General features: G+C 70.5%; 23 protein-coding genes. 12 read left to right on the top strand and 11 right to left on the bottom strand.

All coding sequences use genetic code 11. The features are described 5' to 3' along the window. The first annotated feature begins 33 nt into the window (after positions 1-33). From OV208_RS34035 to OV208_RS34020, 4 genes are all read left to right on the top strand, one after another. Entirely contained in the window at positions 34-1,434 is a 1,401-nt protein-coding gene (locus OV208_RS34035) for a M16 family metallopeptidase (RefSeq protein ID WP_267578099.1), read from the top strand. Between the two features lie 74 nt (positions 1,435-1,508). After that, a complete protein-coding gene (locus OV208_RS34030; protein ID WP_267578098.1) occupies positions 1,509-3,086 on the top strand; it encodes a M16 family metallopeptidase in 1,578 nt (525 codons plus the stop codon). A gap of 161 nt (positions 3,087-3,247) precedes the next feature. Next, entirely contained in the window at positions 3,248-3,874 is a 627-nt protein-coding gene (locus tag OV208_RS34025; protein ID WP_267578097.1) for a hypothetical protein, read from the top strand. A 190-nt stretch (positions 3,875-4,064) separates the two neighbouring features. Next, on the top strand, positions 4,065-5,705 hold the full coding sequence (locus tag OV208_RS34020; protein ID WP_267578096.1) for a hypothetical protein: 1,641 nt from the start codon (positions 4,065-4,067) through the stop codon (positions 5,703-5,705). Between the two features lie 28 nt (positions 5,706-5,733). Here the strand turns inward: OV208_RS34020 and OV208_RS34015 are convergent, their stop codons facing one another. Beyond that, positions 5,734-6,882 carry a DUF1615 family protein gene (locus tag OV208_RS34015; RefSeq protein ID WP_267578522.1) on the bottom strand — a complete coding sequence of 383 codons (1,149 nt, stop codon included), beginning with the start codon at positions 6,880-6,882 and terminating at the stop codon, positions 5,734-5,736. 337 nt (positions 6,883-7,219) lie between these two features. On the opposite strand from OV208_RS34015, the gene OV208_RS34010 reads away from it, so the two are divergent. Next, on the top strand, positions 7,220-9,439 hold the full coding sequence (locus tag OV208_RS34010) for a M4 family metallopeptidase (RefSeq protein ID WP_267578095.1): 2,220 nt from the start codon (positions 7,220-7,222) through the stop codon (positions 9,437-9,439). 89 nt (positions 9,440-9,528) lie between these two features. On the opposite strand, the gene OV208_RS34005 is transcribed toward OV208_RS34010, so the two are convergent. From OV208_RS34005 to OV208_RS33990, 4 genes are all read right to left on the bottom strand, one after another. Continuing rightward, complete coding sequence (locus OV208_RS34005) at positions 9,529-10,560, bottom strand: hypothetical protein (protein ID WP_267578094.1); 1,032 nt, start codon at positions 10,558-10,560, stop codon at positions 9,529-9,531. Positions 10,561-10,650: 90 nt separating this feature from the next. Then, positions 10,651-11,460 carry a hypothetical protein gene (locus tag OV208_RS34000; protein ID WP_267578093.1) on the bottom strand — a complete coding sequence of 270 codons (810 nt, stop codon included), beginning with the start codon at positions 11,458-11,460 and terminating at the stop codon, positions 10,651-10,653. 73 nt (positions 11,461-11,533) lie between these two features. Then, the gene (locus OV208_RS33995) at positions 11,534-13,342 is read right to left on the bottom strand and encodes an acyl-CoA dehydrogenase (protein ID WP_267578092.1); all 1,809 of its coding nucleotides are present in this window, start codon (positions 13,340-13,342) and stop codon (positions 11,534-11,536) included. An 11-nt stretch (positions 13,343-13,353) separates the two neighbouring features. Further along, entirely contained in the window at positions 13,354-13,557 is a 204-nt protein-coding gene (locus OV208_RS33990; RefSeq protein WP_267578091.1) for a hypothetical protein, read from the bottom strand. Between the two features lie 228 nt (positions 13,558-13,785). On the opposite strand from OV208_RS33990, the gene OV208_RS33985 reads away from it, so the two are divergent. Genes OV208_RS33985 through OV208_RS33975 form a run of 3 tightly spaced genes read left to right on the top strand, consistent with a single transcriptional unit; the run spans position 13,786 to position 15,326 of the window. After that, a complete protein-coding gene (locus OV208_RS33985) occupies positions 13,786-13,980 on the top strand; it encodes a hypothetical protein (RefSeq protein WP_267578090.1) in 195 nt (64 codons plus the stop codon). Positions 13,981-14,038: 58 nt separating this feature from the next. Next, on the top strand, positions 14,039-14,791 hold the full coding sequence (locus tag OV208_RS33980; RefSeq protein WP_267578089.1) for a hypothetical protein: 753 nt from the start codon (positions 14,039-14,041) through the stop codon (positions 14,789-14,791). Positions 14,792-14,801: 10 nt separating this feature from the next. Next, positions 14,802-15,326, top strand: coding sequence for a hypothetical protein (locus OV208_RS33975; RefSeq protein ID WP_267578088.1), 525 nt, complete (start codon positions 14,802-14,804; stop codon positions 15,324-15,326). Positions 15,327-15,329: 3 nt separating this feature from the next. Here the strand turns inward: OV208_RS33975 and OV208_RS33970 are convergent, their stop codons facing one another. Together OV208_RS33970 and OV208_RS33965 are read right to left on the bottom strand one after the other, a co-directional pair. Beyond that, positions 15,330-16,121 carry an FRG domain-containing protein gene (locus OV208_RS33970; protein WP_267578087.1) on the bottom strand — a complete coding sequence of 264 codons (792 nt, stop codon included), beginning with the start codon at positions 16,119-16,121 and terminating at the stop codon, positions 15,330-15,332. 170 nt (positions 16,122-16,291) lie between these two features. Then, complete coding sequence (locus OV208_RS33965; protein ID WP_267578086.1) at positions 16,292-16,528, bottom strand: hypothetical protein; 237 nt, start codon at positions 16,526-16,528, stop codon at positions 16,292-16,294. Between the two features lie 300 nt (positions 16,529-16,828). Here OV208_RS33965 and traC point away from each other — a divergent pair, with 300 nt between their 5' ends. After that, complete coding sequence (gene traC / locus OV208_RS33960) at positions 16,829-18,616, top strand: outer membrane exchange accessory lipoprotein TraC (RefSeq protein ID WP_420715075.1); 1,788 nt, start codon at positions 16,829-16,831, stop codon at positions 18,614-18,616. Between the two features lie 116 nt (positions 18,617-18,732). On the opposite strand, the gene OV208_RS33955 is transcribed toward traC, so the two are convergent. Then, a complete protein-coding gene (locus OV208_RS33955) occupies positions 18,733-19,983 on the bottom strand; it encodes an MDR family MFS transporter (RefSeq protein WP_267578084.1) in 1,251 nt (416 codons plus the stop codon). 235 nt (positions 19,984-20,218) lie between these two features. On the opposite strand from OV208_RS33955, the gene OV208_RS33950 reads away from it, so the two are divergent. Then, positions 20,219-21,124, top strand: a complete 906-nt coding sequence (locus OV208_RS33950; RefSeq protein ID WP_267578083.1) for an AEC family transporter — start codon at positions 20,219-20,221, stop codon at positions 21,122-21,124. Between the two features lie 33 nt (positions 21,125-21,157). Here OV208_RS33950 and OV208_RS33945 read toward each other — a convergent pair whose 3' ends face one another. Next, entirely contained in the window at positions 21,158-21,721 is a 564-nt protein-coding gene (locus OV208_RS33945) for a hypothetical protein (RefSeq protein WP_267578082.1), read from the bottom strand. A 139-nt stretch (positions 21,722-21,860) separates the two neighbouring features. Then, positions 21,861-22,070: a hypothetical protein gene (locus tag OV208_RS33940; RefSeq protein ID WP_120544825.1), complete on the bottom strand. Its 210-nt coding sequence runs from the start codon at positions 22,068-22,070 to the stop codon at positions 21,861-21,863. A 249-nt stretch (positions 22,071-22,319) separates the two neighbouring features. Between OV208_RS33940 and OV208_RS33935 the strand changes: the two genes are divergently transcribed. Both OV208_RS33935 and OV208_RS33930 read left to right on the top strand, forming a co-directional pair. Next, positions 22,320-22,565, top strand: coding sequence for a hypothetical protein (locus OV208_RS33935; RefSeq protein ID WP_267578081.1), 246 nt, complete (start codon positions 22,320-22,322; stop codon positions 22,563-22,565). Further along, complete coding sequence (locus tag OV208_RS33930) at positions 22,558-22,866, top strand: hypothetical protein (protein WP_267578080.1); 309 nt, start codon at positions 22,558-22,560, stop codon at positions 22,864-22,866. Before OV208_RS33935 ends, OV208_RS33930 begins: the two co-directional genes overlap by 8 nt. Here the strand turns inward: OV208_RS33930 and OV208_RS33925 are convergent, their stop codons facing one another. After that, on the bottom strand, positions 22,867-24,051 hold the full coding sequence (locus OV208_RS33925; RefSeq protein WP_267578079.1) for a hypothetical protein: 1,185 nt from the start codon (positions 24,049-24,051) through the stop codon (positions 22,867-22,869). Positions 24,052-24,101: the final 50 nt, after the last annotated feature.

The following is a 24,101-nucleotide window of genomic DNA, read 5'->3' as shown; positions in this document are numbered from 1 at the left end:
GGGCGCCGCTTTTGCCTCTCCCCAGGAGTGAGGATGTTCCGACAGCCGTTGTCGTGGTTCGCCTGCCTGGCCCTGCTGGGCACATCCCCGGTCCTGGCCCAGGCTCCCAAGCCGTCCCCGTCCTCGAAGACGCCCGCGTCCGTCGCGAAGCTGGGCGCCAGCGTCCAGTCGCGCACGCTGAAGAACGGGCTCACCGTCATCGTGTGGCCCGACCACGACATCCCCTCCGTGGTCCTCAACAACTGGTTCCGCGTGGGCAGTCGCAACGAACGCCCCGGCATCACCGGCCTGTCCCACTTCTTCGAACACATGATGTTCAACGGCGCGAAGAAGTACGGCCCGGGTGAGTTCGACCGCGTGATGGAGGCCAACGGCGGCGCCAACAACGCCTTCACGTCCGAGGACGTCACCGTCTACCTGGACTGGTTCCCTTCCTCCGCGCTGCCCCTCATCTTCGACCTGGAGGCCGACCGGCTCCAGTCGCTCGCCTTCGATCCCAAGGTCATCGAGTCCGAGCGCGGCGTCGTCTACTCCGAGCGCCGCTCGGGCGTGGACAATGACAACTCCGGCGCGCTGATGGAGCAGGTGCAGGCCACCGCCTTCGTCGCGCACCCGTACCAGATTCCCGTCATCGGCTGGCCGTCCGACATCGAGTCCTGGCGCATGGAGGACCTCCAGCGCTACTTCAAGACGTACTACGCGCCCAACAACGCGACGCTCGTCATCACCGGGGACGTGGAGCCCTCGCGCATCTTCGAACTGGTGGAGTCCACGCTGGGCGTCATCCCCTCGCAGCCCGCCCCCGAGCCCGTCCGCACGAAGGAGCCCGAACAGCAGGGCGAGCGGCGCGTCACGGTGAAGAAGCTGGCCCAGTCCCCGTTGCTCCAGATCGCCTATCACAGCCTCGCCGCGAACGACCCGCAGGCGGAGACGCTGGAGCTGCTGGGGCTCATCCTCACGGATGGGGATTCGTCGCGCCTGCACCGCAAGCTGGTGGAGGAGGAGCGCGTGGCCATCCGCGTCCGCGGGTCCTTCTCCGGAGGATTTGATCCGTCGTTGGCGTGGTTCATGGTGGACCTGCCGCCGGGCGGCGACCTGCCGCGCGCCGAGGCGCTCCTCACGGAAGAGCTGGCCCGCGTGGCGAAGGACGGCGTCACCGACGCGGAGCTGCGCAAGGCGCGCAACATCGCCCTGGCCACCTTCTGGCGGAAGCTGGAGACCAACGACGGCCGCGCTCGCGAACTGGGCGCCGCCGCTACGTTCCGGGGGGACTGGCGCGCACTGCTCGATGCGCCCACGCGCTACGAGAAGGTCACCCGCGACGGCGTGCGCACGCTGGCCGCACGTCTCTTCAATTCCGACCACCGGACGGTGGGCTGGGTTGTTCCCTCCACCGCCGCCGCCACTCCTGCCCGCAAGGAGGCCTCGCGATGAACGCTCCCGTCCGTCCTGGCCCCGCTCGCCGCGCTGTTTCGTTGTTCCGTTCCAGTCCACGGGGAGGCGTCCCGATGAGTGCTCCCGTCCGTCTTCGCTCCGCGCTCGCCGCGCTGCTGTTCGTCTCCGGTCCTGCCTTCGCGCAGACTCCCGCGCCCGCCGCCGCGTCGTTGAAGACCGCCACGCCTGCGGCGGCTGCCGTGACTCCGAAGGCCGCCGCATCCGCGCCCGCTGCCTCGACTCCGAAGACAGCCGCACCCGCCGCGCCCGCTGCCTCGGCTCCGAAGACCGCGCCCCTGGGCAAGGGCGTGACGCTGCCCGCGGCGACCACCGTGACGCTGAAGAACGGGACGCGGCTGCTGCTCGTGGAGAAGCGTGACCTGCCGCTCGTGTCATTCTCCGCGTGGCTCCGGGGCGGCGCTGTCACCGACCCCGCCAGCAAGGAGGGCCTGGCCGCGCTCACCGCCCAGCTTCTCCAGAAGGGCGCCGGCTCCCGTAACGCCCAGCAGTTCGCCGACGCCGTGGACGGCGTGGGCGGCCAACTGGAGATCACCTCCGGCCGCGAGGCGATGATCATCACCGGCAGCTTCCTGTCTCGCGACACCTCGCTGATGGTGGAGCTGCTGTCGGACATGCTCGTGCGCCCGCGCTTCGACGCGCAGGAGCTGGAGAAGACCCGCGCCCGCCGCGTGTCGGAGCTCGCCGCCGCCAAGGACGGCGACCCGCGCGTGCTCGGCGGCACGTATTTCGACGCGTTCCTCTTCGCCTCGCACCCCTATGGCCAGCCCGTCACCGGCAGCGAGGCCTCCTTGCCCACGCTCGGTCGTGACGACGTGCTCGGCTGGGCGAAGGCGAACCTGGGCGGAGACCGGCTCATCCTCTCCGTCGTCGGCGACTTCGACGCGAAGGCGCTCGCCGCGAAGCTGGAGGCCGCCCTGGGCGGGTGGGCTCCCGCCTCCCAGCCGCTCGCCGCCGTGCCCGCCACCGCTCCTTCGAAGGGCCGGCGCGTGCTGCTGGTGGACAAGCCTGACGCCACCCAGACGTACTTCTGGATTGGCAACACCGGCATCTCCCGCACCGACCCGGACCGCGTCGCGGTGGAGCTGGGCAACACCGTGCTCGGGGGCCGCTTCACCTCGCTGCTCAACTCCGAGCTGCGCGTGAAGACCGGCCTCACCTACGGCGCCCGCTCCTCCCTCGCCCCCGGCCGACAGGCGGGCCCCGTCGTCCTCTTCTCCTATACCCAGACGGAGAGCACCGGCCGCGCCATCGACCTCGCGTTGGACGTGCTGGAGCGCTACCGCAAGGAAGGCATGGACGACGCCATGCTCGCCTCCGCCCAGGCCTATGTGCTGGGCCAGTTCCCTCCGAAGCTGGAGACGGGCGCGCAGTTGGCCTCGAAGCTGTCGGAGCTCACCTTCTTCGGCCTGGACGCCCAGGACGTGGACGGCTTCGCGGGCGCCATCGCCTCCACCACCCGCGATGGCGTGCGCACCGTGCTCCAGCGCGTGCTGCCCGCTTCCCAGGACCTGACGTTCGTCCTCATCGGCAAGGCGGCGGCCCTGCGCGACGTGGCCCGCAAGTACGGCCCCGTCACCGAGATGAAGATCTCCGACAAGCGCTTCACTCCGCCGGTCGCGCCCGTCAAATAGCGGAGAGGCCTTCGGGTCGTCTGGTTCGCAAGTCCTTGCGTGGGGAAACCATCTCCCAGACGACCCGGTAGGCAGACGCGCTGGCTGCGTATGAGAGGTGTTGGGTCCGGGCCCGGACCTGACTTTTCCACCCTCATCCGTTGCCTGGAGGCGTCATATCGTTGCGTCGTCTGTCGTTGTTGCGGGTCCCCACCTGCGCCCTGGGCCTGGGCTGCGCGGAGCCGGAGTCCTTCGAGCAGCTCCGCCCGCCCGTGGAGGATCCCGGGTGCCCTGCGTCCACGTCCGTGCTGGTGACGGCCGACACCCGCTTCCACACGGGAGCCAGGGTGACCGCCGTCCCGCAGGACCTGTCCGGCCGCGACCTGGAGCTGCTCATCTTCCGGGGGAATGACTACGACCGACGCTCGGGGCGCGTCGTGAGCAAGGGCTTGTGCTTCAGTGACGTGGGGCAGGGCGCGGAGTTCTACGTGCGCTCGGGCACGGCCTACTACCGCAGCCACGCACGTCGCTTCGACCTGAGCATCAACCGCCACGGCCGGCAGGACGCCGTCGCCTCCGCCATCACGGAAACCCCCGCGCGGCTGGACCTCACCGGCCTCCAGCCCTGGCAGGCGAACACGTCTCCCAGCGAGCCGGGCAGCCAGCTCCAGGTGGTCAGCGGCGAGGTGGAGCTGCTCGCCAACGGTTCGCCCTTCTTCGTCCCCTGGCTGGCGCCGTACGTCTCCGCGGATGTGCTGCCCATCCGCACGGCGGGGACGTTCAGCGCGGTCTTCACCACGCCGTCTTGACCCCCGGGTTGTTCCCGCCCCCACGCGGTCCGGTGGGGGCGGTTCCTCCATGGGGTGGCGTGGGCGGGAACTGTGTTGGAAATTCCCCGGAAATTCACTGAGCCAGGGAAATGCCCCCACTGCGTATAGGGGGAGCCGGGTCTGGGCTGAGACCCGGCCGTCAATCCATCGCATGCCTCCCGGGACCGTCATGTCATTGCGCCGTCTGTCGTTGTTGCTCGTTCCCTCCTGCGCGGCCTGGCTGGGCTGTGTGGAAGCAGGGCCTCCTCCGGATGAGGTGAAGGGTCCGGACATCGTGTGGAGCGACCCCCGCGAAGGCACCGCGACGGTCGCCGACGGGGACCTGCTGCCGGGCTGTGGCGAACCCGACGGGGGACCAGTGGAGGCGGACGCGGGCGTACCCGACACCTCCGTGCTGGTGACGGCCGACTCCCGCTTCCATGCGAGCACGGGCGTGACGGTGGTTCCCCAGGACCTGTCCACCCGCGACCTGGAGCTCCTCGTGCCCGACCCGAGCGGGGTGGGCTTCGACCGGCGCTCGGGCACGCCCGTGCCGGGCGGCATGCGCTTCGACAACATCCCGGATGGGGAGTTCTTCGTCCGCTCCAACCACCTCTACTACCTGACCCGGGAGCGGCGCTTCGACCTGGGCGTCAACCGTGTGGGGCGTCCGGACGCCGTCTATTCGCCGGTCACCTACACGCCCGTGACGGCGGACGTGTCCCAGATGGACCCCTGGCAGGACTACGAGTCCGTCAGCGCGTCGGGAACCGTCCTCCAGGTGATCAGCGGCGACGTGGACCTGGCCGCGTCGCTCGACTTCGCGGCGTGGCCCTCGACCGGCACCACGTCCCATCAAGACCCGGACGCCTCCCTGGCGGGCTTCACCGGCTACCCGTTGCCCGTCCTGGACCCGACGAAGGGCGACCGGGTGTACGTCAACCAGCTCAATGCCGTGCCGTCCGGAACGCTGCCGAGCGGCGGGCCCATGGCCTACGCCACGGTGACGAGCAGCCAGCACCTGCCGTCCTTCGCGTTCACGCCGGATGGCACCACGCCCCTGTCGTTGACGGCCAGCCTGCAGCCCACGCCCCGGAGCGAGTTCTCCATGGAGTGGCGCCTGCCCGAGTTCACCCGCTGGCGCGCGGACGCGAACCCGAACTCGGAGCTCAGCTGGGCCTGGTTCCAGGTGCTGCCCGTGCCGCACGGCCTCGAGGATGGCTGGGTGGGCTACCAGGGAGAGTTGCTCAACCTGGCCCTGCCGCGCGGTGAGAACGGCGTCATCACGCGCCGGATGGCCTTCGGCAATCCCTATCCCGCCTCCTGGGGCGTGCTGGGGTACGCGACCTATTCGTTCCGCTCGGCGGCCCCGGTCATCGTGGGGTCCCGGGGGCACTACCTCAATGGCTCCATCACCGTCGTCGACCGGTTGGAGCACTTCATCGCGGGTCCCATCGTGCCGAAGATCTCACCGCCGCAGGCGCTGCGCATCGACGGCCTGGATGCCTATGTGTCCCGGTCGGTGGGCACCACCCAGCCGGTGGTGAGCTGGCAGCAGCCGGTCCTGGGAACGCCCCAGGCCTACAGCGTGACGCTCACCAAGCTCACCGACACCTTTGATGCGCCGTCCACCAAGCGCTTCTACGTGCCCGGCAACAGGACGTACCTGCGCCTGCCGCCCAACGCGCTGGAGCCCGCCTCCACGTACTTCCTGCGTGTGACGGCGGATGGTTCACCGGGCTTCGAGCCCTGGCGTGCGCCCTCCGTCAGCATGGAGCGGTTGCCCAGCTCCAGCGCGGCCACGTTCAGCGCCGCGTTCACCACGCCGTAGCCCGCGGAGACCCTGGCGGGTCCGCCCGCTACCGCTCCAACTGGCGGTGGCGGGTGAGGCACTGCTGGTAGCGCACGTCCACGGACTTCGCGAACCACGCGGTGGTCTTCTCTCCGCTCAGCTTCACGCTCTTGAGCGTCACCTGCGGAAGCTGGGCGTAGACGGGGGACTGGCCCGTCTGTTTCGCGTACACGCGTTTCACCGCCAGATACGTGTCGGTGGTTTCGAACTCCGCCGTCTTCTCCTGTTCCACGTCCTTGCGGACCCGGCGCTCGCTCAGGTCCGGTGCGTGGCGCTCACGGAAGACGAGCAGGGCCTTGAGGCTCTGGCTGTCATCATCCCGGGGTTCTCCCTTCTTGTCATACAGTCGCAGGTCCCCATCCGTCGCGAGTGTGATTCCGGTGAGCCTGCCGACCTGGGCCTGCAACGCAGCGTTGCGTGAGCTGTAGACACCGCTGTTGTAGTCGGCGAAGCGGTAGAGGGGTTCGGCGTACGCGGCCTCGAAACCCATCAGCCGGGCGGTGCCGTACCGAACGCCCCCCGCGCGCGTGTACAGCGATTCGCGCACGGCGTCCGGGTCCGCGTCTGGCCCGGTCTTGTTCACCGCGTACTGCACGCTGACCTGCATGGAGCCCGCGGTGGTGATGGGGTTCTGCCCCGCGAACGAGGACGGGCCGAACAGCGAGCTGGCCAGGTCCGCCGCCGCGTACGCCGCGGGGTATTGCTCCTCGTAGTACGCCAGCATGTCGCGGAAGAGCCGGTCCAGGTCCCGCTCCGTGCGCGCGGCGTCCAGCCGGGCCCCGAAGCTGCGCTTCGCCCCCTTCGCCTTCGACGCGAGCACCTCGTCCAGGACGCGCCGCCCCAGCGGGCCCAGCCTCCCCGCCGTGGCGTCCAGCTTCTGGCGCACCAGCTTCGACAGCCCCGGCACCGCGGGGTCCGCCTGGAAGCCGGACTCCTGTTCGATGACGGCCAGCACCTGACACACCACCGGCGGCGACGGGTGCACCGCTTCCGCGTCCAGCGCGGCCAGCACGTCGCGCGCCCACCCCTCGCGCTCCGGGCCCTTCACCTTCGCCGGCAGCAGCCGCGTCACCTGTGCCACCGACAACCGGGGCGGGGCCGGCACCTCTGGCATCGTCGTGGGCGCCCGCGACGCGCACGCCACCGTGAGCGTCATCAGGGCCACCAGCGCCACCGGAAGCGGACATTTCCGAGACACTGTTTCAATCCGCCCGGAGCCGACGTTTTGCTTCATGTCAGCCCCCGGGTGCATGCTGCGCCCCGTCTCATGAAACACCTGAGACATCCTGCGGGGCATCCCGGGCGACTTCTCTCGACCGCCATGAAGGTTCTCATTTTTTGAGTAAATGAGCCTGTCGGGGAATTCGCGGCTATCATGTTTGAACGGGAGGGTGGGAGAAAGTAACTAAACGTACTTTCCCCAAAAAGTAGTTGCCCTGATGAAAACAAGTGTGTCACGTATCACCCCGCTGTTTCTTCATGGAGGTATCGCGTTGGCTCATCGACTGTTGAAGACGATTGGCGCGGCTTGGCTCGGCGTGGCTCTGACGGCGTGCGGTACGCAGGGCTCCACTGGTGACGAGGCGAAGGCGCCGGAGCAGGAGAAGTCGGGCGAGGACATCCAGAGCACGCTGAACGCGCTCGGTGGTGCCCAGGTGGTCGGCGTGCACGCCGACGGCATCCCGGACAGCATCCGTGGCGAGCTGGGCCGTGCGGCGGGAACGCTGAACACGCTGGCCGCGGGACAGCAGGCGGTCGCGGGGGTTGCGCCCGCGTTCCGGCTGAACGCCGAGGACCTGGTCCTGCGCCGGACCAACACGGACGAGCAGGGCAACCAGCACCTGCGCTTCACGCAGATGAAGAACGGCCTGGAAGTGGTCGGCGGCGAGCTGGCCGTGCACGTGCGCCCGGACGGCACGGTGTACGCGGCCAACGGCTCGGCGCGCGACGGCGTCTCCGTCTCCGCCCTGCCGCGCATCGCGGCGGCCTCCGCCCAGCAGGCGGCGCTGAGCGCGACGGTCGGCACGGAGCTGGCGGTGGAAGGCTCCCCCCGGCTGGTGTACGTGCGCACCGAGGAAGGCGCGCTGCGCCTGGCCTACGAAGTGACGGTGACCGGCCGTGGTGAAGCGGCCCCCATCCGTGACCGCGTCTACGTGGGCGGCGCGGACGGCTCCATCGTCCTGGTCGCGCCGCAGGTCCACACGGCCATCAACCGCCGCGTGTACAGCGCGAACAACGGCACCAGCACGCCGGGCACGCTCAAGCGCAGCGAGGGCCAGGCGGCCATCGGTGACTCGCACGTCGACACCAACTACGACATGCTGGGCTACACCTACGACTGCTACAAGATCCTCTTCAACCGCGACTCGCTGGACAACGCGGGCACGGCGCTGATCAGCACGGTTCACTACGGCAACAACTACGTGAACGCGTACTGGGACGGCACCCAGATGGTGTACGGCGACGGCGATGGCGTGAACTCCATCGAGCTGGGCAAGGACGCGGACGTCACGGTCCACGAGCTGACCCACGCCGTCACGTCGAAGGAGTCCAACCTCACGTACTCCGGCCAGTCCGGCGGCCTCAACGAGGCGATGTCCGACACGTTCGGCGCTGTCTGCGAGAGCCGCGTGAACGGCTGGAGCACCACGGCGGACATCTGGATGGTCGGCGAGGACGTCTGGACGCCCGGCACGGCGAACGACGCGCTCCGTTACATGGATGACCCGGCGAAGGACGGCGCGTCCAAGGACTGGGCGGCCAACGTGACGTCCGGCACGGACGTGCACTACAGCTCCGGCGTGCCCAACCTGGCGTTCGCGCTGCTGTCCAAGGGCGGCGTGCACCCGCGCGGCCGTTCCACCATCAACGTGCCGGCCATCGGCGTCGAGAAGGCCGCGCGCATCTGGTACAAGGCCAACACGGACATCTACACGGCGGGCACCACGTTCCTGCAGGCGAAGACCTGGACCATCCAGGCCGCCTCGGAGCTGGGCTACGACCAGGCCACCCAGGACGCGGTGAAGGCCGCCTGGGAAGCGGTGGGCGTGGGCGGCGTGGTGGTGCCTCCGGTCACCGTTCCGCTGACCAACAACGTCGCGGTGACGGGCATCTCCGACAGCGCTGGCAACAACCGGTACTACACGCTGGCCGTTCCGGCGGGTGCCACGGCGCTGACGTTCACCACCTCCGGTGGCACGGGTGACGTGGACATGTACGTCAAGTTCGGCTCCGCGCCGGACTCCGCCACGTACGACTGCCGTCCGTACGCCAGCGGCAACGCTGAGACGTGCACCATCACCAACATCCAGGCGGGCACCTACCACGTGATGCTCAACGCCTACTCGGCGTACTCGGGCCTGACGCTGAAGGGCAGCTACACGGGCGGTGGCGGACCGACGGGCAACGTGCTGCAGAGCAACGTGCCGGTGACGGGCATCTCCGGCGCGGCCTCCTCGTTCACCACGGAGTGGACGACCCTGGACGTGCCGGCGAACCGGACGGTCACCATCACCACCACGGGTGGCACGGGTGACTCGGACCTGTACGTGCGCTTCGGCTCCTCGCCGACGACCACCACGTACGACTGCCGTCCGTACAACAGCGGCAATGTGGAGACCTGCACGATCACCAAGACGACCGCGGGCAAGTACTACGTGAAGCTCCGCGGCTACTCGGCGTACTCGGGCGTGACGCTCAAGGCCGTCTACTAGTCGTCGCATCCGCTGTTTGAAGACAGGCACCCGGGGAGCCGACAAGGCTTCCCGGGTGTCGTCGTTTCGGGGCCGTCTCTTCGTGGCTGTTAGCGACGTACCTGCACGTCGCGGGCGACGGTGCGGCCGCCGATGAGGGCGAAGCTGGCGCGCACCGGGGTGCCTTCGCGCAGCTCCGTGAGGGGCACGCGCTGGCCCTGGCGCAGGCCCCGGCTTCGCGGGTCGAGCTGGAGTTCGTAGACGGTGCCCTCGCCGTCGCGCACGTGCAGGGTGTCGCGGTTGGCGCGCGTCACCCGGCCGTTCACGGTGCTGGTGGCGATGGTGACCTGCTCCAGCGGACGGTCCGCGGTGTTGTCCGTCACCGCCGCCTGCGCCGCCTTGGCCGCGCCCTCGTACCAGGATTCGTCGTCGTTGGCCTGGACCGCCTGGGCGCCAATCATCACCCGGCCTTCCGGAGGCGCCTGCGTCGCGGGCTGTCCGTTCGCGTTGGCCTGGGCGGCCTGCGAGCCCGGGGTCGCGTTCGCGTTGGGCACCGCCGCGCCCTGTGGGGGCGCCACGGCCGGGTCCCGCGCGGGCGTCCCCGGAGCCTGCTGGGCCATGCCGCCACGGACCGGGGCCTGCGCGGGGCCGCTGCCACCGTAGGCGGGAGCGTTCGCCGGAGCCTGCTGGGCCGTGGCGTTGTTCGCGGGCGCATTTGCTGGAGCTTGCTGGGCCGTGGCGTTGTTCGTGGGTGTGTTCGCCGGAGCCTGGGCGGTGCCGCTGCCTCCGGTCCCAGGGGCCTGGGCCGTGCTTCCGGAAGTCCGGGCCTCCGTCGGAGCGCGCGCCGTCGTGCGGGCGGGCTCGTTCATCTGGGTGTCTCGCACGGGCAGGTTTCCCGGAGGAGGCGCCGTGTTCGGGGGCACCTCCGCGTTCGCCCCGGGAAGCGGCGTCGGCCGGGCGTCCCCTGTCGTGCCCTGCGCCAGGGCCGGCGTGGCGGGCACCCACAGCCCCCCGTTCGCGGTGTCCCGGGCCTGCATCGTCGTCGCCGGGACGTCCACCGTGTCCGGGCTGTCGGACTCCCGACATCCGGAAGCCAGCGTGCACAGCCCCATCATCCCCATCCACATCCAGCGTTGACCCATCCGCCAACCCTCCCGCAGGCGAACCTGCGGACGCCTCCCTGGCGGTGCAAGCGTTCGGGGTGGGGGCGGAGGTTGGCTGCCTGCCCGGGGCTACGTGGGGAACGTGGCGGCCACGGCGCGCACGTGCTCGCGCACCAGGGCCCTCGCGGCGAGGAGCGCGGAGGACTCGGTGGGCGTGTAGCCCAGGCACAGCACCACGTCGTCCTCGGGCGCGGCGCGCGTGCCCAGGGCCGCGTAGTCGAGCGTGCGCGGGACGGGCTCGCCCTCGGTGTCGTGGGTGAAGCGGCCGAACACGGTGGCCTGCGCGTCACGGCCGGGCGCTGACTCCTTCAGCGCGAAGAGCCGGCGCACCGCGAGGAGGGATTCGGGGCGCTCGCGCAACACTTCGGGACGGGCGGGGCCGCCCAACTCCCATTCGAGCAGCTTCAGGCAGCCGCGCACGAACTCCACGTCGGTGATGACGAGGCCGTAGAGGTACCAGTCCGCACACGCCGCCTGGACCAGCCGCGCCTGCGCGTCGGTGAGCCAGCCGAAGGACGGACAGGTGAACGTCTCGCAGATGGACGCGCGGTAGACGCCGCAGTCGCGCAGGTCCGTGCCGCCCGTCACCTTCGGGTGGCCCAGGCAGCCCACCTGCTTTGCTTCCGCGTCCAGGAAGCCCAGCAGCGGACACACCCGCACGATGGGAAAGAGCGCGTGGGCGTCGCGGTTCGCGGTCAGCTCTCGCGCGGCCTCGCCATAGGCCTCCGGCGTCCGGGGCGCGTGGGAGAGCCGCGCCGTCTGCGTGGCCAGCCGCTGGGTGAGCGCCGCGCGCGAGTGGTCGCGGAAGTTGTAGAGGCCGCAGCAGGCGCCACACGAGGCGCCCCCACCGGGCTGGCACAGGTGGAAGGAGACCGACATGCCCGTCATTGTGACGGATGCCGGGCTCCCCTGGGCTCGGAAGGTGCTCGGAAGGTGCTCGGAAGATGCGCGCTCAGAACCAGTCGGAGTGCATGCGGGCGTACGAGTCCTCGCCCGTCCGGCACAGGTGGGCCAGCAGCGGCACGCGCGGCACCTCCACGGCGAACCAGTACTGCGCGGCGGCGAGCTTGCCCTCGTAGAAGGGGGCGTCATTCGCGGCGCCACGTGCGAGGGCTTCCTTCGCGGCGGCGGCCTGCGCGAGCCAGCGCCATGCCACGGCCACCACGCTGAACAGCTCCAGGAAGTCCGCGCTGTGGCGCAGCATCGCGTCCACTTCGCCCGCCATGCCCCGCGCGCCGAGCTCCAGCGTGAGGGCACTGGCCTGCTGGAGCGAGTCCTCCAGCGCGTCGCTCCAGGCGGGCTCCACGCCGGCGGCCCTGGCGCGCGCGGTGGTGGCGCGCACCTCTTCATCGAGCGCCTGGAGCGCGGCGCCGCCGCCCGCCACCGCCTTGCGGCCCAGCAGGTCCAGGCCCTGGATGCCGGTGGTGCCCTCGTGGATGCTGTTGAGCTTCTGGTCGCGCAGCCACGCTTCGGGGAGGTATTCGCTGGAGTAGCCGTAGCCGCCGTGGATCTGCAGCGCGAGCGCGTTGGATTCAAAGCCCTTCTCCGCCGGGAACGTCTTGGCGATGGGCGTGAGCAGGTCCAGGAGCAGGTGCGCGCGCTGGCGGGCCGCTTCGTCCGGTGCGTGGTTCGCGAGGTCCGCCTGGGTGGAGGTGACGAGCAGCAGCGCGAGGCCGCCCTCCACGATGGCCTTTTGGCGCAGCAGCATGCGCCGCACGTCCGCGTGTTCGATGATGGGGGCCTGGGCGCGCGCGGTGTCGCGGATGCCGCTGGGCCGGCCCTGGGGACGCTCGCGCGCGTAGGCGAGCGACTCCTGGTAGGCGACGGACGCGGTGGCGACGCCGTTGAGGCCCACCATGATGCGCGCCTCGTTCATCATCTGGAACATGCAGGCGAGGCCCCGGCCGGGCTGACCCACGAGCCAGCCATGGCAGTCATTGGATTCGCCCAGGTTGAGGACGAGGCTGGGAATGCCGCGCCAGCCAATCTTGTGGATGACGCCAGCGACCTGGACGTCGTTGGGGACGAAGCCGCCGGCCTCGGGCCTGCGCGCGGGCACGGCGAAGAGGGAGACGCCGCGCGTGCCGCCTTCCGCGCCGTCGATGCGCGCGAGGGTCAGGTGCACGATGTTGTCGGTGAAGTCCTGGTCGCCGCCGCTGATGAAGATCTTCGAGCCCTGGAGTCGGTAGCTGCCATCCGGCGCGGGCGTGGCGCGCGTCTTCACGTCCGCGAGGCTGCTGCCGGCCTGCGGTTCGGTGAGGGCCATGGTGCCGGTCCATTCACCCCGGTACAGGGGGGCCATGAACTGTTCGCGCAGGAAGGGCGTGCCGAAGACCTCCAAGAGGTGCGCGGCGCCGAGCGTGAGGCCCAGGTAGCCATAGGCGCTCAGGTTGGCGGCCATGAGGTAGGCGCTCGACACGGCGTGCACGGTGAGGGGGAGCTGCTGGCCTCCGACAGCGGGCGGGCGGGTGGCGGTGAGCAGGCCCAGGTCGACCATGTTCGCGTAGAGCGAGCGCATGGCGGGATGCACGCGCACCCGTCCCTGTTCGAAGACGGGCGGGGCGATGTCCATGGCCCGGTAGGTGGGGGCGAGCACTTCGCGGGCGAAGCGGCGGGTGCTGTCCAGGAGCAGGCTGAAGGTGTCGCGCGAGTGCTCCTGGAAGGCGGGCAGCGCGCAGAGGGCCGTGGTGTCCAGCACCTCGTAGAGCTGGAAGTCCACGTCACGGTCCGAGAGCAGCGGGTTGGGGCGGGGCACGCTCATGCCCTGGCTCCCTACCAGGACGCGATGGCGTCGTCGAAGTCGACGTACGCGGGACTTTCACCGTCGGACGCGGGCAGGGGGGCATCCAGGGGCAGGCACTGGCGGACCTCCTCGGGAGCCGCCTGGGGCCAGGGGGTGTGCGGGGTCAGCGAGGGCTGGCGTTTCCAGCAGGAGGGAGGGATGTCTTTCCGTCGTCCGATGCTGGTGTCTTGCATTCGCGCACCTCCTGGTCGGGCGTCAGGGCTGTCTGGGTGGAAGGTGGGTCCGGTGTCTGTCCATTTCCACCGGGGGACACCGGGGTCGCAGGGGTACGGTGAATCCAGACAAGGGGGCGAGGTCCCGCCGGGCATGGCTCCTGCGTGAGCGGTGGACACGACGCAGTGTTGGGAGTGGACGTGGCTGGTGCCCTGGTGGCGCGGCCCCTTCAGGTGAGGTCGGGTCACATGCTGATCATCGGTGCGACGGTGGTGGGCATCTTGTTGATGCTGGTGGTGCTGTCCGCGGTCGTGATGGGCGGAGCGCTGGCGCACAAGAACGCGCGCCAGGATGAGGAGCGGTGGGCGCGGGAAGCCAGGGAGCGGCGGGACCGGGAGCGCGGTGGGCCGGGGCCGCTGGGCGGAGAGCCCGTGCCCGCGTGAGCGTTGGGGGGGGCGTGAAGAGGTGGATGCATTCCCCCGAGGCATGGGAGGATGCGCCGTGCGATTCGCGTTCCCGTGCCTCTTGGTGTCGCTGCTCGTGGGGTGTGCGACCGCTCCGGCCGCCGGCTTCGCGCCTGAGCCGGAGCGCGCCAGTGGCCCCTGGTCCGAGGTCCCCGTGGTCGAGATGCCGACGGGGGAGAAGTCCATTCCTATCTCGCTGCTGCGCGATGTCGCGGATGCGCTACTCCGGCGCCCAGGGGCGAAGACGTGCAATCCCGCCACCCAACGGCCGATTCCGGGGCTCTCCACCGAGTACTGCTCGACGGTCTATGTCGCGGGGACACGGGAGTCGCTGTCCTGGCGGGTGACAGAACCCGTGAAGGCGGGGCACAACCGGTGCGCACCTTTCTTCGAGGTGCAGGATGCGGACTACCCTTCCACCCAGGTCTGGGTTGTGGGCTTCATCCACAACCATCCCTGCGGGGCGGCCCCGTCATCCCAGGACCTGGACTTGTGGCCCACCGATGCGGTCAACCCGACCGTGGCCCTGGCGGAGGTCCGATTGATCCCAGGCAATCCTGCGCCTGCGCGGTTTCGGAGCACGTTCATCGAGATGGCTTCCGCCGTGGTCGCTGAGCGGCAGGATGGAACCCGCATCTTCCTGCGCTACTTTCCCACCGGTGAGATCGAACAGTGGAGTGAGGCTCGGCGTGGGTGGATCCTCCTGGGACGCTGTGCACCGGCTCCTTCTGGGGGGCTCAGTGTCGCGCCCCGGTGTGATGGCGGAGCGCTTCGATTGTTGCGTGAGTAGGGGACGGTGAATGCGAAGGGTTCATGGATGGCTGGGGCTCATGCTGGTGATGTCCGGATGCAGGCCCCCCGCGAAGGCGTGGACCGGCGTTGTCGAGTGGCCGGACGAACAGACGGCCCGGCCCGTGGTCAATCCCATGCCCGCGGGCGCGGTGCAGGCTGCGGTGGGCGCCGTCCGGGAGTTCGTGAAGACCACGCCCGCGCGTGTGTTCTTCGGCTGTGCTCATCCCGAGGAGGGGGTGAACGTCTCGCTCTTCACGGGGCCGACGTCGGGGCTGTACTACGTGCTCGTGGATCCCGACTTTGAACGCTGCACGGGGCCTCGCAGGCGCATCCTGGATGGCTGGTTCTTCTACGCCGTTACACCCCAGGGGGACGTGGTCGCGGAGTCTCCGGGCCCTCCCGACGAACGTGCTTCCGAGGTGCCATCCTCGCTCCAGGTTCCTCCTTCAGCGCCCGTGGAGCGTCCTGCTGGGTCGCCGCCTCCGCCTCCCGCGCCCGTGAACGAAGCACCCGTGCCCGCTCCCGCCTCCTGACGCTCACCGGGGCCGGGGGGCGTAGTAGCGGCGCAGCCAGCGGCTCAGGCCGTCCAGGCCGGGGAAGAGCACTCGCTCGGTGATGTTCGCCTGGTCGAGCTTGTCCCGGACCTCCCACTTGAGCGACGCCGGCACGATGAGCCGCCGCACCCCCTGGTGCTGGTGCCCCAGGAAGTCGTTCAGGCTCAGGTCCGGCCCGTTCATCACCGAGAACAGCGCGAACTGGTTCACGATGCGCGCATCCAGCGACGGCGGCTCGAAGAACAACACGAACGGATGCTCCGCCAGCCCGTCGAACGTCGGCAGGTCCACCGCCACCGTCGCCAGCATCTCCGCCGTGAACACATCCGCGCCTTCCAGCCGCAGCTGCTCCTTCAACGGCCGGGGCAATTGCTGGTTCGTCTGGTGGTAGTCCACGCACCAGATGGCGCCGTCCTCGCTCAGGAAGTCCTGACGCTCCGTCATGAAGTGCAGCGCCACGTACGGACTGAACGTCCAGTCCAGCAGCCGCGTCGGCATCCCGTGGTGCTGCGCCAGCGCCAGCCAGTCCCACACCGACGTGAGCTGCGCCGTGCCCGGCACGCCCCGCGCGTACTTGCGGAAGGCCCGGAGCAGGTCCCGCTCATGCCGCACGAACGCGCCCTGGCGATTCAACGTCGCGGACAAATCCAGCCGGGCATCCGGAATGCCGCGGAAGACAAAGCTTGTTCGAAAGCGGCCGAGCGGCTCGTTCCACGAACCCCCGAACAACAGGTCCTGCAACTCCAACCACGTCGTGACGCGTTGCTCCTGCATCCCCGCCCCCCTCGCTCCGGAAGGTGAGCCCTGCCGTTCAAGGAAGCAGCGTTTCAGGAGCCGAGGCTTCGTCCGACGACGGGCGCCCTCCCGGTCCGCTCCCTCCCCTGGCGGGGAAGCACGGGCCCGGTCGGACGCCCGGTCGCCTCAATCACAAACAGGAAGCAGGACTACGGCCGCCCGAAGTCGGCGGGCTGGGTAAAGGCATACGAGCTGGCCCCCGGCGCTTTGTCCGCCTGGAACAGCGGGCACTTCGCGCAGGTGAAGCTCTCCCAGTCCTCCCGGACCGCCACGTCAATGCATCCGCTGTACATGCGGCAGTGGACGTTGCGGTACTCCTCGATGGAGAACGAGTCGGCCCGCAGCGGGAGATGGAACTCGGTGGGTCGCGGCTGTGGACAAGGCATTGTTTCTCTCTAGCCCCCCTCGTGGGTGCTGATTCCCTCTACCGACTGGTGCGTCGCGTCATTCCCGAGGGCCGGAAGCACAGGCACTGAACGCCTGCACCCTGGCTCATCGCAGCCAGCAGAAGACCGTGTAGGTTCTCAACGCTCAACAAAAGGCAGAACAGCCTATGCACGGCGTCCCTCCCGGGCCCGTCCTGGCGGGATGTCTGCCTTCACGCCGGACAGGCAACCGGGCACGGACTGTCGGAATCTTCACCCTCGGAGGACTTTCCCGCGAAGATGCGGCGCGTGAGCCCCCCCTTGCGACCCCCCCACGTCCCCTCCCGCTGGCTGAGCGCCCTGGCCCTGGCCACGCTCGTGCTGCTCAGTGGTTGTTCCGCCTTCTCCCGCGCGGTGCGCGAGGGCGATGCCTCCTCCAAGGAGCGCCGCTGGGCGGAGGCGGAAGCCGCCTACCTGCGCGCCCTGGCGGCGGACCCGGAGGCCTCCGAGGTCACCGTGAAGCTGCGCGCGGTGCGCAAGGAGTGGGGCGCGGAGGTGTACCAGGAGGCCGGCGCCGCCCATGCCTCCGGGGACCTGCCGTCCGCCACGAAGCTGCTGATGCGCGTGCTGGAGCTGGATCCGGACCATGACGGGGCCCGCGCCCTGCTCGCCCAGACGCTGGAGGCGCGCGTGCAGGTGGCCCTGGGGCTGTTGAAGGAGGAGAAGCTCCAGGACGCCCGCGCGGAGCTGGACGCGGTGCTCGCCGTGGCCCCGGACCACACGTCCGCGCGCAAGGGCGTGGACGCGGTGCAGGTGGCGTGGGCGAAGCGCTTCTTCGCCAGCGCGGACACCCTGGAGAAGGCGGGCAAGCTGGGCAACGCGCTCCTGGCCTACGTGCGCGCGGATCAGGAGCGCGTGGGCGCCACGGCGGCCCGGGAGCGGGCGGAGGCGGTGCGGCTGAAGCTGCGCGACGAGGTGGCCTTCCTGGTGGTGGCCTCGCCCGTGGACGACAAGGCCCAGGCGCCGGATGTCGCCCAGCGGCTGGGCGCGGGACGGCTGGCCACGTTCCTGCCCACGCAGCTGCCCCTGAAGGTCGTGACGGAGGCGCCCCCCGGGCGGGTGGGCGTGAAGCTGGAGCTGGCGCTGGAGCGCGTGCTGCCCCTGAAGGCGGTGGAGGAGTCGCAGCGCACGAAGCGCTACCTCGCCGGCAACCGCTCCGTGCCCAACCCGAAGCGCGGCCAGTTCGAATCGAAGCTGCTGGAGACGGAGCGCACGCTGGAGACGGTGGAGCGCAAGCAGGCCGCGGTGCTGCGCGAGTACCTGCGCGCCCAGATGGAGCTGGGCACGCTGCGCGATGCCGCCGAACGGTGCCGCGAGCGGGAGAAGCGCGAGTGCCGCGAGGCGCTGGTGGAGTGCGGCGAGGAGGCCCGCGCGGCTGCGAAGCCGGGCAGCATCCCCGGGGAGTGCAACCCGGAGCGCTGCTCGGGGCAGTGCACCCAGGACGAGGGCCTGATGGTGCAGAAGGCCAAGGCGGCGCGCGTGCTGGAGGTGGCGGTGCAGGTGGCCCTGGACAAGGCGGAGACGCAGCGCACGGAGGTGCAGCGCAACCGCGACTCCGTCTTCCGCGAGCCCATCACGGTGGAGGAGCCCATGTATTCGGACTTCGTCTACGACGTGCAACTGCACCGGCTCACCGTGACGGCCACCGTGACGGCGGTGATGCGCGATCTGCTCACGCCCCAGCAGGTGCCCGCGCCCAACACGCAGGACTACGCGGTGCTGCACGAGGACGTGGCCCACAAGGGCTATGACCGGTACGGCGTGCTCGCCGACCCCGTGCAGCTGCGCAACGAGCTGGAGCTGCGCGTGGACGCGGGCGACAAGGCCGTCGCCGACCTGGCCAGGCGCGTGAAGGAGCGCTTCGACGTGTACCGCGGCAAGCGCGTGGAGGACGCCCGGCGCGGCATGGTGCGCCCCGGTGCCGAGGACGTGGTGGAGACCGCCGTGCGCGCGCTGCTGCTCACCGCCGACGCGCCCCCCCAGGATGTCCTCCAGCCCGTCGCCCGCGCTCGCGGCCTCACGCGGCCGGAGGCGCTGCTCGGGCAGTAGTCTCGCGGCCTCACGCGGCTGGAGGCGCTGCTCGCCCAGCCGCTCGGTCGTACGCGGTGGTCCGTGCACGGCTTCACGGGCCACCCGAGCCGTCGCGCTCCGCGACGGCCCGGCGCTCAGTCCAGGCTGGCGCTCATCTCCGGGCGCTCCAACCGCAGCGCCTCCACGCGCCTGCGCCGCGCACCCGCGATGGCCAGGTGCCACGCGCCCGCCGCGAGGCCCAGGACGCAGCAGCCCGCCCACAGCGCGGAGGCGTTGATGTGGCCCAGCACCGCGCCGCCCAGCGCGGGCGCGATGCTGGAGGCCAGCCCCCACATCATGTGGTACGCGCCCTGGTAGCTGCCGCGCAGCTCGGTCGGCGCCAGGTCCGCCACCACCGAAGGCGCCACGGGTGACTGCGCCATCTCCCCCAGCGTCCACACCGCCACGGCGAGCATCGCCCACGGCACGCCGGTGGGCAGCGCGTGCAGCCCGAAGCCCACCCCCGTCAGCAGGCCCGCGAGCGCCAGCGCCGTGGAGCGCCGCACCCGGCCGACGAGGCGGTTGACGAACGGTTGCAGCGCGACGATGAGCACGCCGTTCACCGACATCACCAGCCCGTAGTCCGCGGGTGTCAGGCCCCGCGCGGCCAGCGTCACCGGCAGGCTCATGTGGCTCTGGAAGAAGATGAGGGCCAGCGCGAAGATGGGCAGGCAGAACGCCAGGTACACGCCGTCGCGGAAGGGCGTCAGCAGGTCGCCCAGCGTGGAGCGCGCCATGGCGCCCTTCGCCGCTGCTGGCCGCGTCTCCGGCACCAGCACCCAGACGCAACAGCCGTAGACGAACGTGGTCACCGCGTCCGCGATGAACAGCAGCCGGTAGCCCATCCCCGCCAGCAGGCCCGCCAGGGGCAGCGCGATGGCGTAGCCCAGGTTGATGACCCAGTAGAGCATCCCGTACGCCCGCGCCCGGTCGCGCGCCGGCACCAGGTCCGCGATGGCCGCCGACACCGCCGGGCGGTACAGCTCCCCCAACAGGCCCAGCAGGAAGGCCGCGACCGCGATGCGCCCCGGCGTCTCCGAGAAGCCGATGAGCAGCATCGCCCCCGAACCCAGCCACAGGCCTCCCGCGAGCGTGATGCGCCGGCCCACCCGGTCCGCGAGCATTCCCCCCAGCGGCCCGGCCAGCACCGCGCCCGCCCCGTTCAGCGACACGATGAGGCCCGCCTGCTCCACGCTGAAGCCGCGCTCGCGCGTCAGGTACAGCGCCAGGAAGGGCGCGACGAAGGAGCCCAGCCGGTTCACGAAGGTGCCCACCCACAGCACCCAATAGGTCCGGGGCAGGCCACCGCCACCGAGCGCTCTCAACACCGTGGCAATGGGATTCATGCAGGGGGCCCGGACGGGGACGCGGCGCCAGGGCTGACGGACCGCGCGCGGGAGAATGCGCCCCCACTCGGCGCCTTTCCACGACCTTCCACCTCCTGCGCGGCGGTTGGGGCTTCATGCATTCCATTCGCGTGGAAACGCGCATTCCCGGGGTGTGTGCTCCGGGCTGGACTTCTCCGGTGGGCTCCTCCAGGTTGCGCCGCCACCGACACGGGAAGGCGGGACGAAGCAGGGCATGGGTCAGGTCATCGGACTCCTGGGGGTGTGCCTGGTGCTGGGGGTGCTCGCCCGTCGCAGCGGCCGGTTCCCCGAAGCCACGGCGTCGGTCTTCAACGTCTTCCTCCTCAACGTGTCGTTGCCCGCGCTGGTGCTGCGCGCCATGCACCGGCTGGAGTTCGTCCCCGGACTGGCGGTGGCGGCGGTGGCCCCCTGGCTGCTCTTCCTGGGCGCCAGCTTCGTCATGCGCCTGCTGGGACCCCGGTTGGGACTGTCGCGCGAATCGGTGGCGGCGCTCGTGCTCACCGCGGGCCTGGGCAACACCGCCTTCGTGGGCCTGCCCATGGCCGCGGCGCTGCTGGGGCCCGACGGCGTGGCGGTGGCGGTGGTGGTGGATCAACTGGGCTCGTTCCTGGTGGTGGCGACGCTCGCCACGCTGACGGCCGCGAAGGCCCACGCCCAGGCTTCGCTGTCCGTGCGCACGCTCGTGCGCAAGGTGCTGGTGTTCCCCCCGTTCCAGGCCCTGGTGGTGGCGCTGCTCCTGCGGCCCTTCGCCTTCCCGGACTGGATGGACTCCGTGCTGCAACGGCTGGGCGACCTGCTCACGCCGCTGGCGCTGTTCCTCGTGGGCTTCCAGTTGCGGCTGGACGGCCTGCGCAAGCGTTTGCCGGCGCTCGCGCTGGGGCTGTCCTACAAGTTGGTGCTCGCACCGGTGGCGGTGCTGGTCATGCTGGCGTTCATGCCGGGCCTGGCGCTGGTGGTGAGGCAGGCCACGGTGCTGCAGATCGCCATGGCCCCCATGGTGACCGCGGCCCTGCTCGCCGCCGAATACGAATTGGATCCGGAGCTGGCGGTGCTGATGGTGGGCGTGGGCATCCCGCTGTCGTTCTTCACCGCGCCGCTGCTCATGGCCCAGGTGCACTGAAGGCCGCACCCGGGCCATGCCCCGCGCCCTGGACTAGAGCTGGCGGATGAACACGGCGTTGAGTTTGTTGTTCGCCGCGCCCGCCGCGCTCTTCACCGTCAGGCGCCCGTCCGACACCGCGACGCGCGCGAGGCCCGTGGTGTAGCCGTAGCCGGTGGGCAGGCCGCTGAGCACCACGGTGTCCTCCGCCTGGATGCGGTAGGCGCCCACGTAGTTGAACGGCTCGCCGGCCAGCATGCTCACCTCGTAGACGCCGTTGGGGACCGAAATCTCCCAGACGCGCTCGCCGCCCTGCTGCAGGCGCGCGTGGCGCTGCGCGACGATGTCCACGTCATGGCCCGCGTCCACCATGTTGGCCGTGTTGTCCACGTTCCACCCGTAGGTGAAGCCGAACTGGCGCGCGCCGTAGATGAGCCCGTTGTCCGGCAGGTAGCCGTAGTTCTCCAGCGGCGGGTTGGACGCGGGCTGGAAGTTCACCCGCAGCTCCAACGAAGTGAACGGGGAGAAGGGACCGGGGGACTGGGCCTGGGCAGGGGAGCCCGCCAACGTCAGACCCAGGCCCAGGGCCGTGGCGGCGGACAGCAGGAAACGCTTCATCGGGAACCTCGGAGGACAAAAAAGAAGGGAATCGCGGCTTACCGCGATTCCCTCCGTGCCTCCGCGCTGATTCCGTCCGTTGCCGCCCGGGGCGAACGCCCTCCGGGCGGGCTGTCACCGTGAGGAAGGACGCTCGGGATTACGCGAGCGCCGTGGTCTCGAAGGAGAGCTCGACGCCGTTGGGCTTCACGCGCATCTGCGGTCGTGACAGCACGTGGCAGTGGGGGCAGTAGCCGTGGGCGCCTGCGGGCGTGGCACGGATGGAGACCGCGCCGCCGCACACCATGCAGCCCTCGGGAAGATCGAAGTCCGCGAATCGCTCTCCGCTCTGGGTCTCGAAGTGGGTCATGCCATTGAGTTAACGCAGGATCCGCGAGACACAAGGAGACTGAAACCTTCCCGCGAGGACCCGGTTCGCTGCCCCGCCCCTCCTCTCGGGGACAGCAGCCGGATGACAGCGCCCGACTGCAAACGTTACCGGGGGCCAACCGACTGCCCACCTGTCGACATTGCAAGCTGCTGTCCGTGCTGGCGAGGGCTGGCACGGGACTTCCATAGCGCACTCCCTCGGATGGCAACGGGCCGGGGGAGGCGTGGGATGGGTGCAGGGACGACAGTGAAGGTCATGTGCGACCGGAAGGGCTGGCGGGTAGACGTCACCCCGCCCGAGGGGGAGCTGCGGCGCTACCGCTACGAGAGTGAGGCGCAGGCGCGCTACTTCGCGGCGGTGTTCGCGCTGGGCCCGAGCGTGCTGCCTCCCAAGGACCATGCGCGAAGGCGTCAGGGGGCTCGCTTGCCTCTACCCATGCGGCCGGCTTTCGGAGAGGCTTCGATGCATGAGTGATGCTTCCAAGCCCAAGCCCTTCCTGCTTCCCAACCGGCAGCACGTCACCAAGGAGCCGGATCCCGCGGGTCGCTGGTCCCCGCAGTTCCCGGAGATGATTGGCTACTCCAGCCAGGGCGGCGGCAAGGTGCCGGCCGACTTCGGGTGGAACACGAACCCCAAGCAGTGGCAGGAGGAGCTCACGCCGCAGACGCTGGCGGAGCGCTTCGAGGAGCTGCGCATCCTGCCGCCGAAGAAGGACGCCCCGGCGCTGCCCGCGTCCGCGGCGCCTCCGGCGCTGCCTTCCGCGACGAAGCCTTGATCAGCTGAACGGCAGGCTGGCCAGCCGCTCGCGGAAGCGGGCGAGCAGGTCCCTGGCGCCGGCCTCGTTGAGTCCTCCGGCGGCTTCCTGACGTCCCTTGCGCAGGAAGACGTCGAAGGGCACCGAGCGGCCGGAGAGCGCGCCCGCGGCCGTCACCGCCTCCTCCAGGACGCGCGCCGCGCCCGGTGAGCCCAGCTCCAGGTGCATGTCCACCTGCTCCAGCCGGACGCCGCTCGCCGCCCACACCGCGCGGTCATGCACGGTGAGCCAGGTGCGCGTCATCTCCTCCATCGCCTCCTCCAGGAGCGCGAGGAAGGGCTCCACCAGCCCCGGCAGCACGTCCGGCCCCAGCTCCGGCTTCGCGCCCGCTTCGCGCAGCCGGCCGCGCGCCGCGACGATTTCGCGCTTGGTGGGCGTGCGCAGCGCGAGCGACGGCGACAGCGACACGAAGGCCGCGAGGCTCTCCTCCGCCTGCCGCGTCAGCGCGGGCCGCTGGGCATCCGTCGCCTTCGCCGCGCGCTCCAGCCTCCCTTGCAGCGAACGGCGCAGGTCCGCCGCCGCGCCCCGCAGGGCCACGCGCGCGCCCACCTGATGGGCGTAGCCGGGCACCACGTCCTCGCGGCGCACGTCGGCGAAGGCCGCGGCGGTGAGGTAGACGAGGTCGCCCACGCGGTTGCGGAAGTCGGCGCGTGACGCGGCCAGCTCCGACATCAACGTCCAGCGGTCGCTCACCACCTCTGGCCGCCGCATCTGCACGCCCAGCTCCTGCACGCGCTTCGCCAGCCGTTCAGCGCTGGCGTGCAGCACGGCCTCCGCTTCCTGCGCGCGGCGCTCGTCGGAGCTGGAGGGGGGAGGGGCCCAGCCGCCGTCGTTGGACGCGGGGCGGGCCGGCGGGGGGAAGGCGTCGCGGATGGCGACGACCAGCCGGTTGACGTCCACCAGCGTGTCGCCGATGGCGGGGGCCATCGTCTCCCAGAGGGACAGGTCCGCGCCGTCGTCGGGTTCGGCGGTGGTGGGCTCGTACTTCACGACGTTCAGGTGGCCCAGCCGGTCGATGGCGATCGCGGCCGCCTGGTAGACCTTGCGCAGCCGCTCCGCGAAGTCCCGATCCATCAGGGACTCGAGCAGCGTTTCCAGACGGGGAGGCAGGGCATCCTGCGGAGGGCGGTTCTTCGGCGCGACCATGGCGCGGCACCCTAACCCACCCACCCCCGTGCGCGGCAGAAGCTGGGGGG

It is taken from the genome of Corallococcus sp. bb12-1 (genome assembly GCF_026626765.1).
Taxonomy (GTDB): Bacteria; Myxococcota; Myxococcia; order Myxococcales; family Myxococcaceae; genus Corallococcus; species Corallococcus terminator.
Note: the sequence above shows the minus strand (reverse complement) of the source record. Positions and strands in the feature narration are given on the sequence as shown.

Bases quoted from the DNA above. Each gene is read 5' to 3' on its own strand.
- OV208_RS33995 (WP_267578092.1), bottom strand. From the start codon at position 13,342: ATGAGCGTGCCCCGCCCCAACCCGCTGCTCTCGGACCGTGACGTGGAC.
- OV208_RS33935 (WP_267578081.1), top strand. From the start codon at position 22,320: ATGGGTGCAGGGACGACAGTGAAGGTCATGTGCGACCGGAAGGGCTGG.
- OV208_RS33925 (WP_267578079.1), bottom strand. From the start codon at position 24,051: ATGGTCGCGCCGAAGAACCGCCCTCCGCAGGATGCCCTGCCTCCCCGT.
- OV208_RS34035 (WP_267578099.1), top strand. From the start codon at position 34: ATGTTCCGACAGCCGTTGTCGTGGTTCGCCTGCCTGGCCCTGCTGGGC.
- OV208_RS34000 (WP_267578093.1), bottom strand. From the start codon at position 11,460: ATGTCGGTCTCCTTCCACCTGTGCCAGCCCGGTGGGGGCGCCTCGTGT.
- OV208_RS33955 (WP_267578084.1), bottom strand. From the start codon at position 19,983: ATGAATCCCATTGCCACGGTGTTGAGAGCGCTCGGTGGCGGTGGCCTG.
- OV208_RS33985 (WP_267578090.1), top strand. From the start codon at position 13,786: ATGCTGATCATCGGTGCGACGGTGGTGGGCATCTTGTTGATGCTGGTG.
- OV208_RS34030 (WP_267578098.1), top strand. From the start codon at position 1,509: ATGAGTGCTCCCGTCCGTCTTCGCTCCGCGCTCGCCGCGCTGCTGTTC.
- OV208_RS33965 (WP_267578086.1), bottom strand. From the start codon at position 16,528: ATGCCTTGTCCACAGCCGCGACCCACCGAGTTCCATCTCCCGCTGCGG.
- OV208_RS33940 (WP_120544825.1), bottom strand. From the start codon at position 22,070: ATGACCCACTTCGAGACCCAGAGCGGAGAGCGATTCGCGGACTTCGAT.
- OV208_RS33970 (WP_267578087.1), bottom strand. From the start codon at position 16,121: ATGCAGGAGCAACGCGTCACGACGTGGTTGGAGTTGCAGGACCTGTTG.
- OV208_RS34005 (WP_267578094.1), bottom strand. From the start codon at position 10,560: ATGGGTCAACGCTGGATGTGGATGGGGATGATGGGGCTGTGCACGCTG.
- OV208_RS34015 (WP_267578522.1), bottom strand. From the start codon at position 6,882: ATGACGCTCACGGTGGCGTGCGCGTCGCGGGCGCCCACGACGATGCCA.
- OV208_RS34020 (WP_267578096.1), top strand. From the start codon at position 4,065: ATGTCATTGCGCCGTCTGTCGTTGTTGCTCGTTCCCTCCTGCGCGGCC.
- OV208_RS33950 (WP_267578083.1), top strand. From the start codon at position 20,219: ATGGGTCAGGTCATCGGACTCCTGGGGGTGTGCCTGGTGCTGGGGGTG.
- OV208_RS33945 (WP_267578082.1), bottom strand. From the start codon at position 21,721: ATGAAGCGTTTCCTGCTGTCCGCCGCCACGGCCCTGGGCCTGGGTCTG.
- OV208_RS33975 (WP_267578088.1), top strand. From the start codon at position 14,802: ATGCGAAGGGTTCATGGATGGCTGGGGCTCATGCTGGTGATGTCCGGA.
- OV208_RS33990 (WP_267578091.1), bottom strand. From the start codon at position 13,557: ATGCAAGACACCAGCATCGGACGACGGAAAGACATCCCTCCCTCCTGC.
- OV208_RS33930 (WP_267578080.1), top strand. From the start codon at position 22,558: ATGAGTGATGCTTCCAAGCCCAAGCCCTTCCTGCTTCCCAACCGGCAG.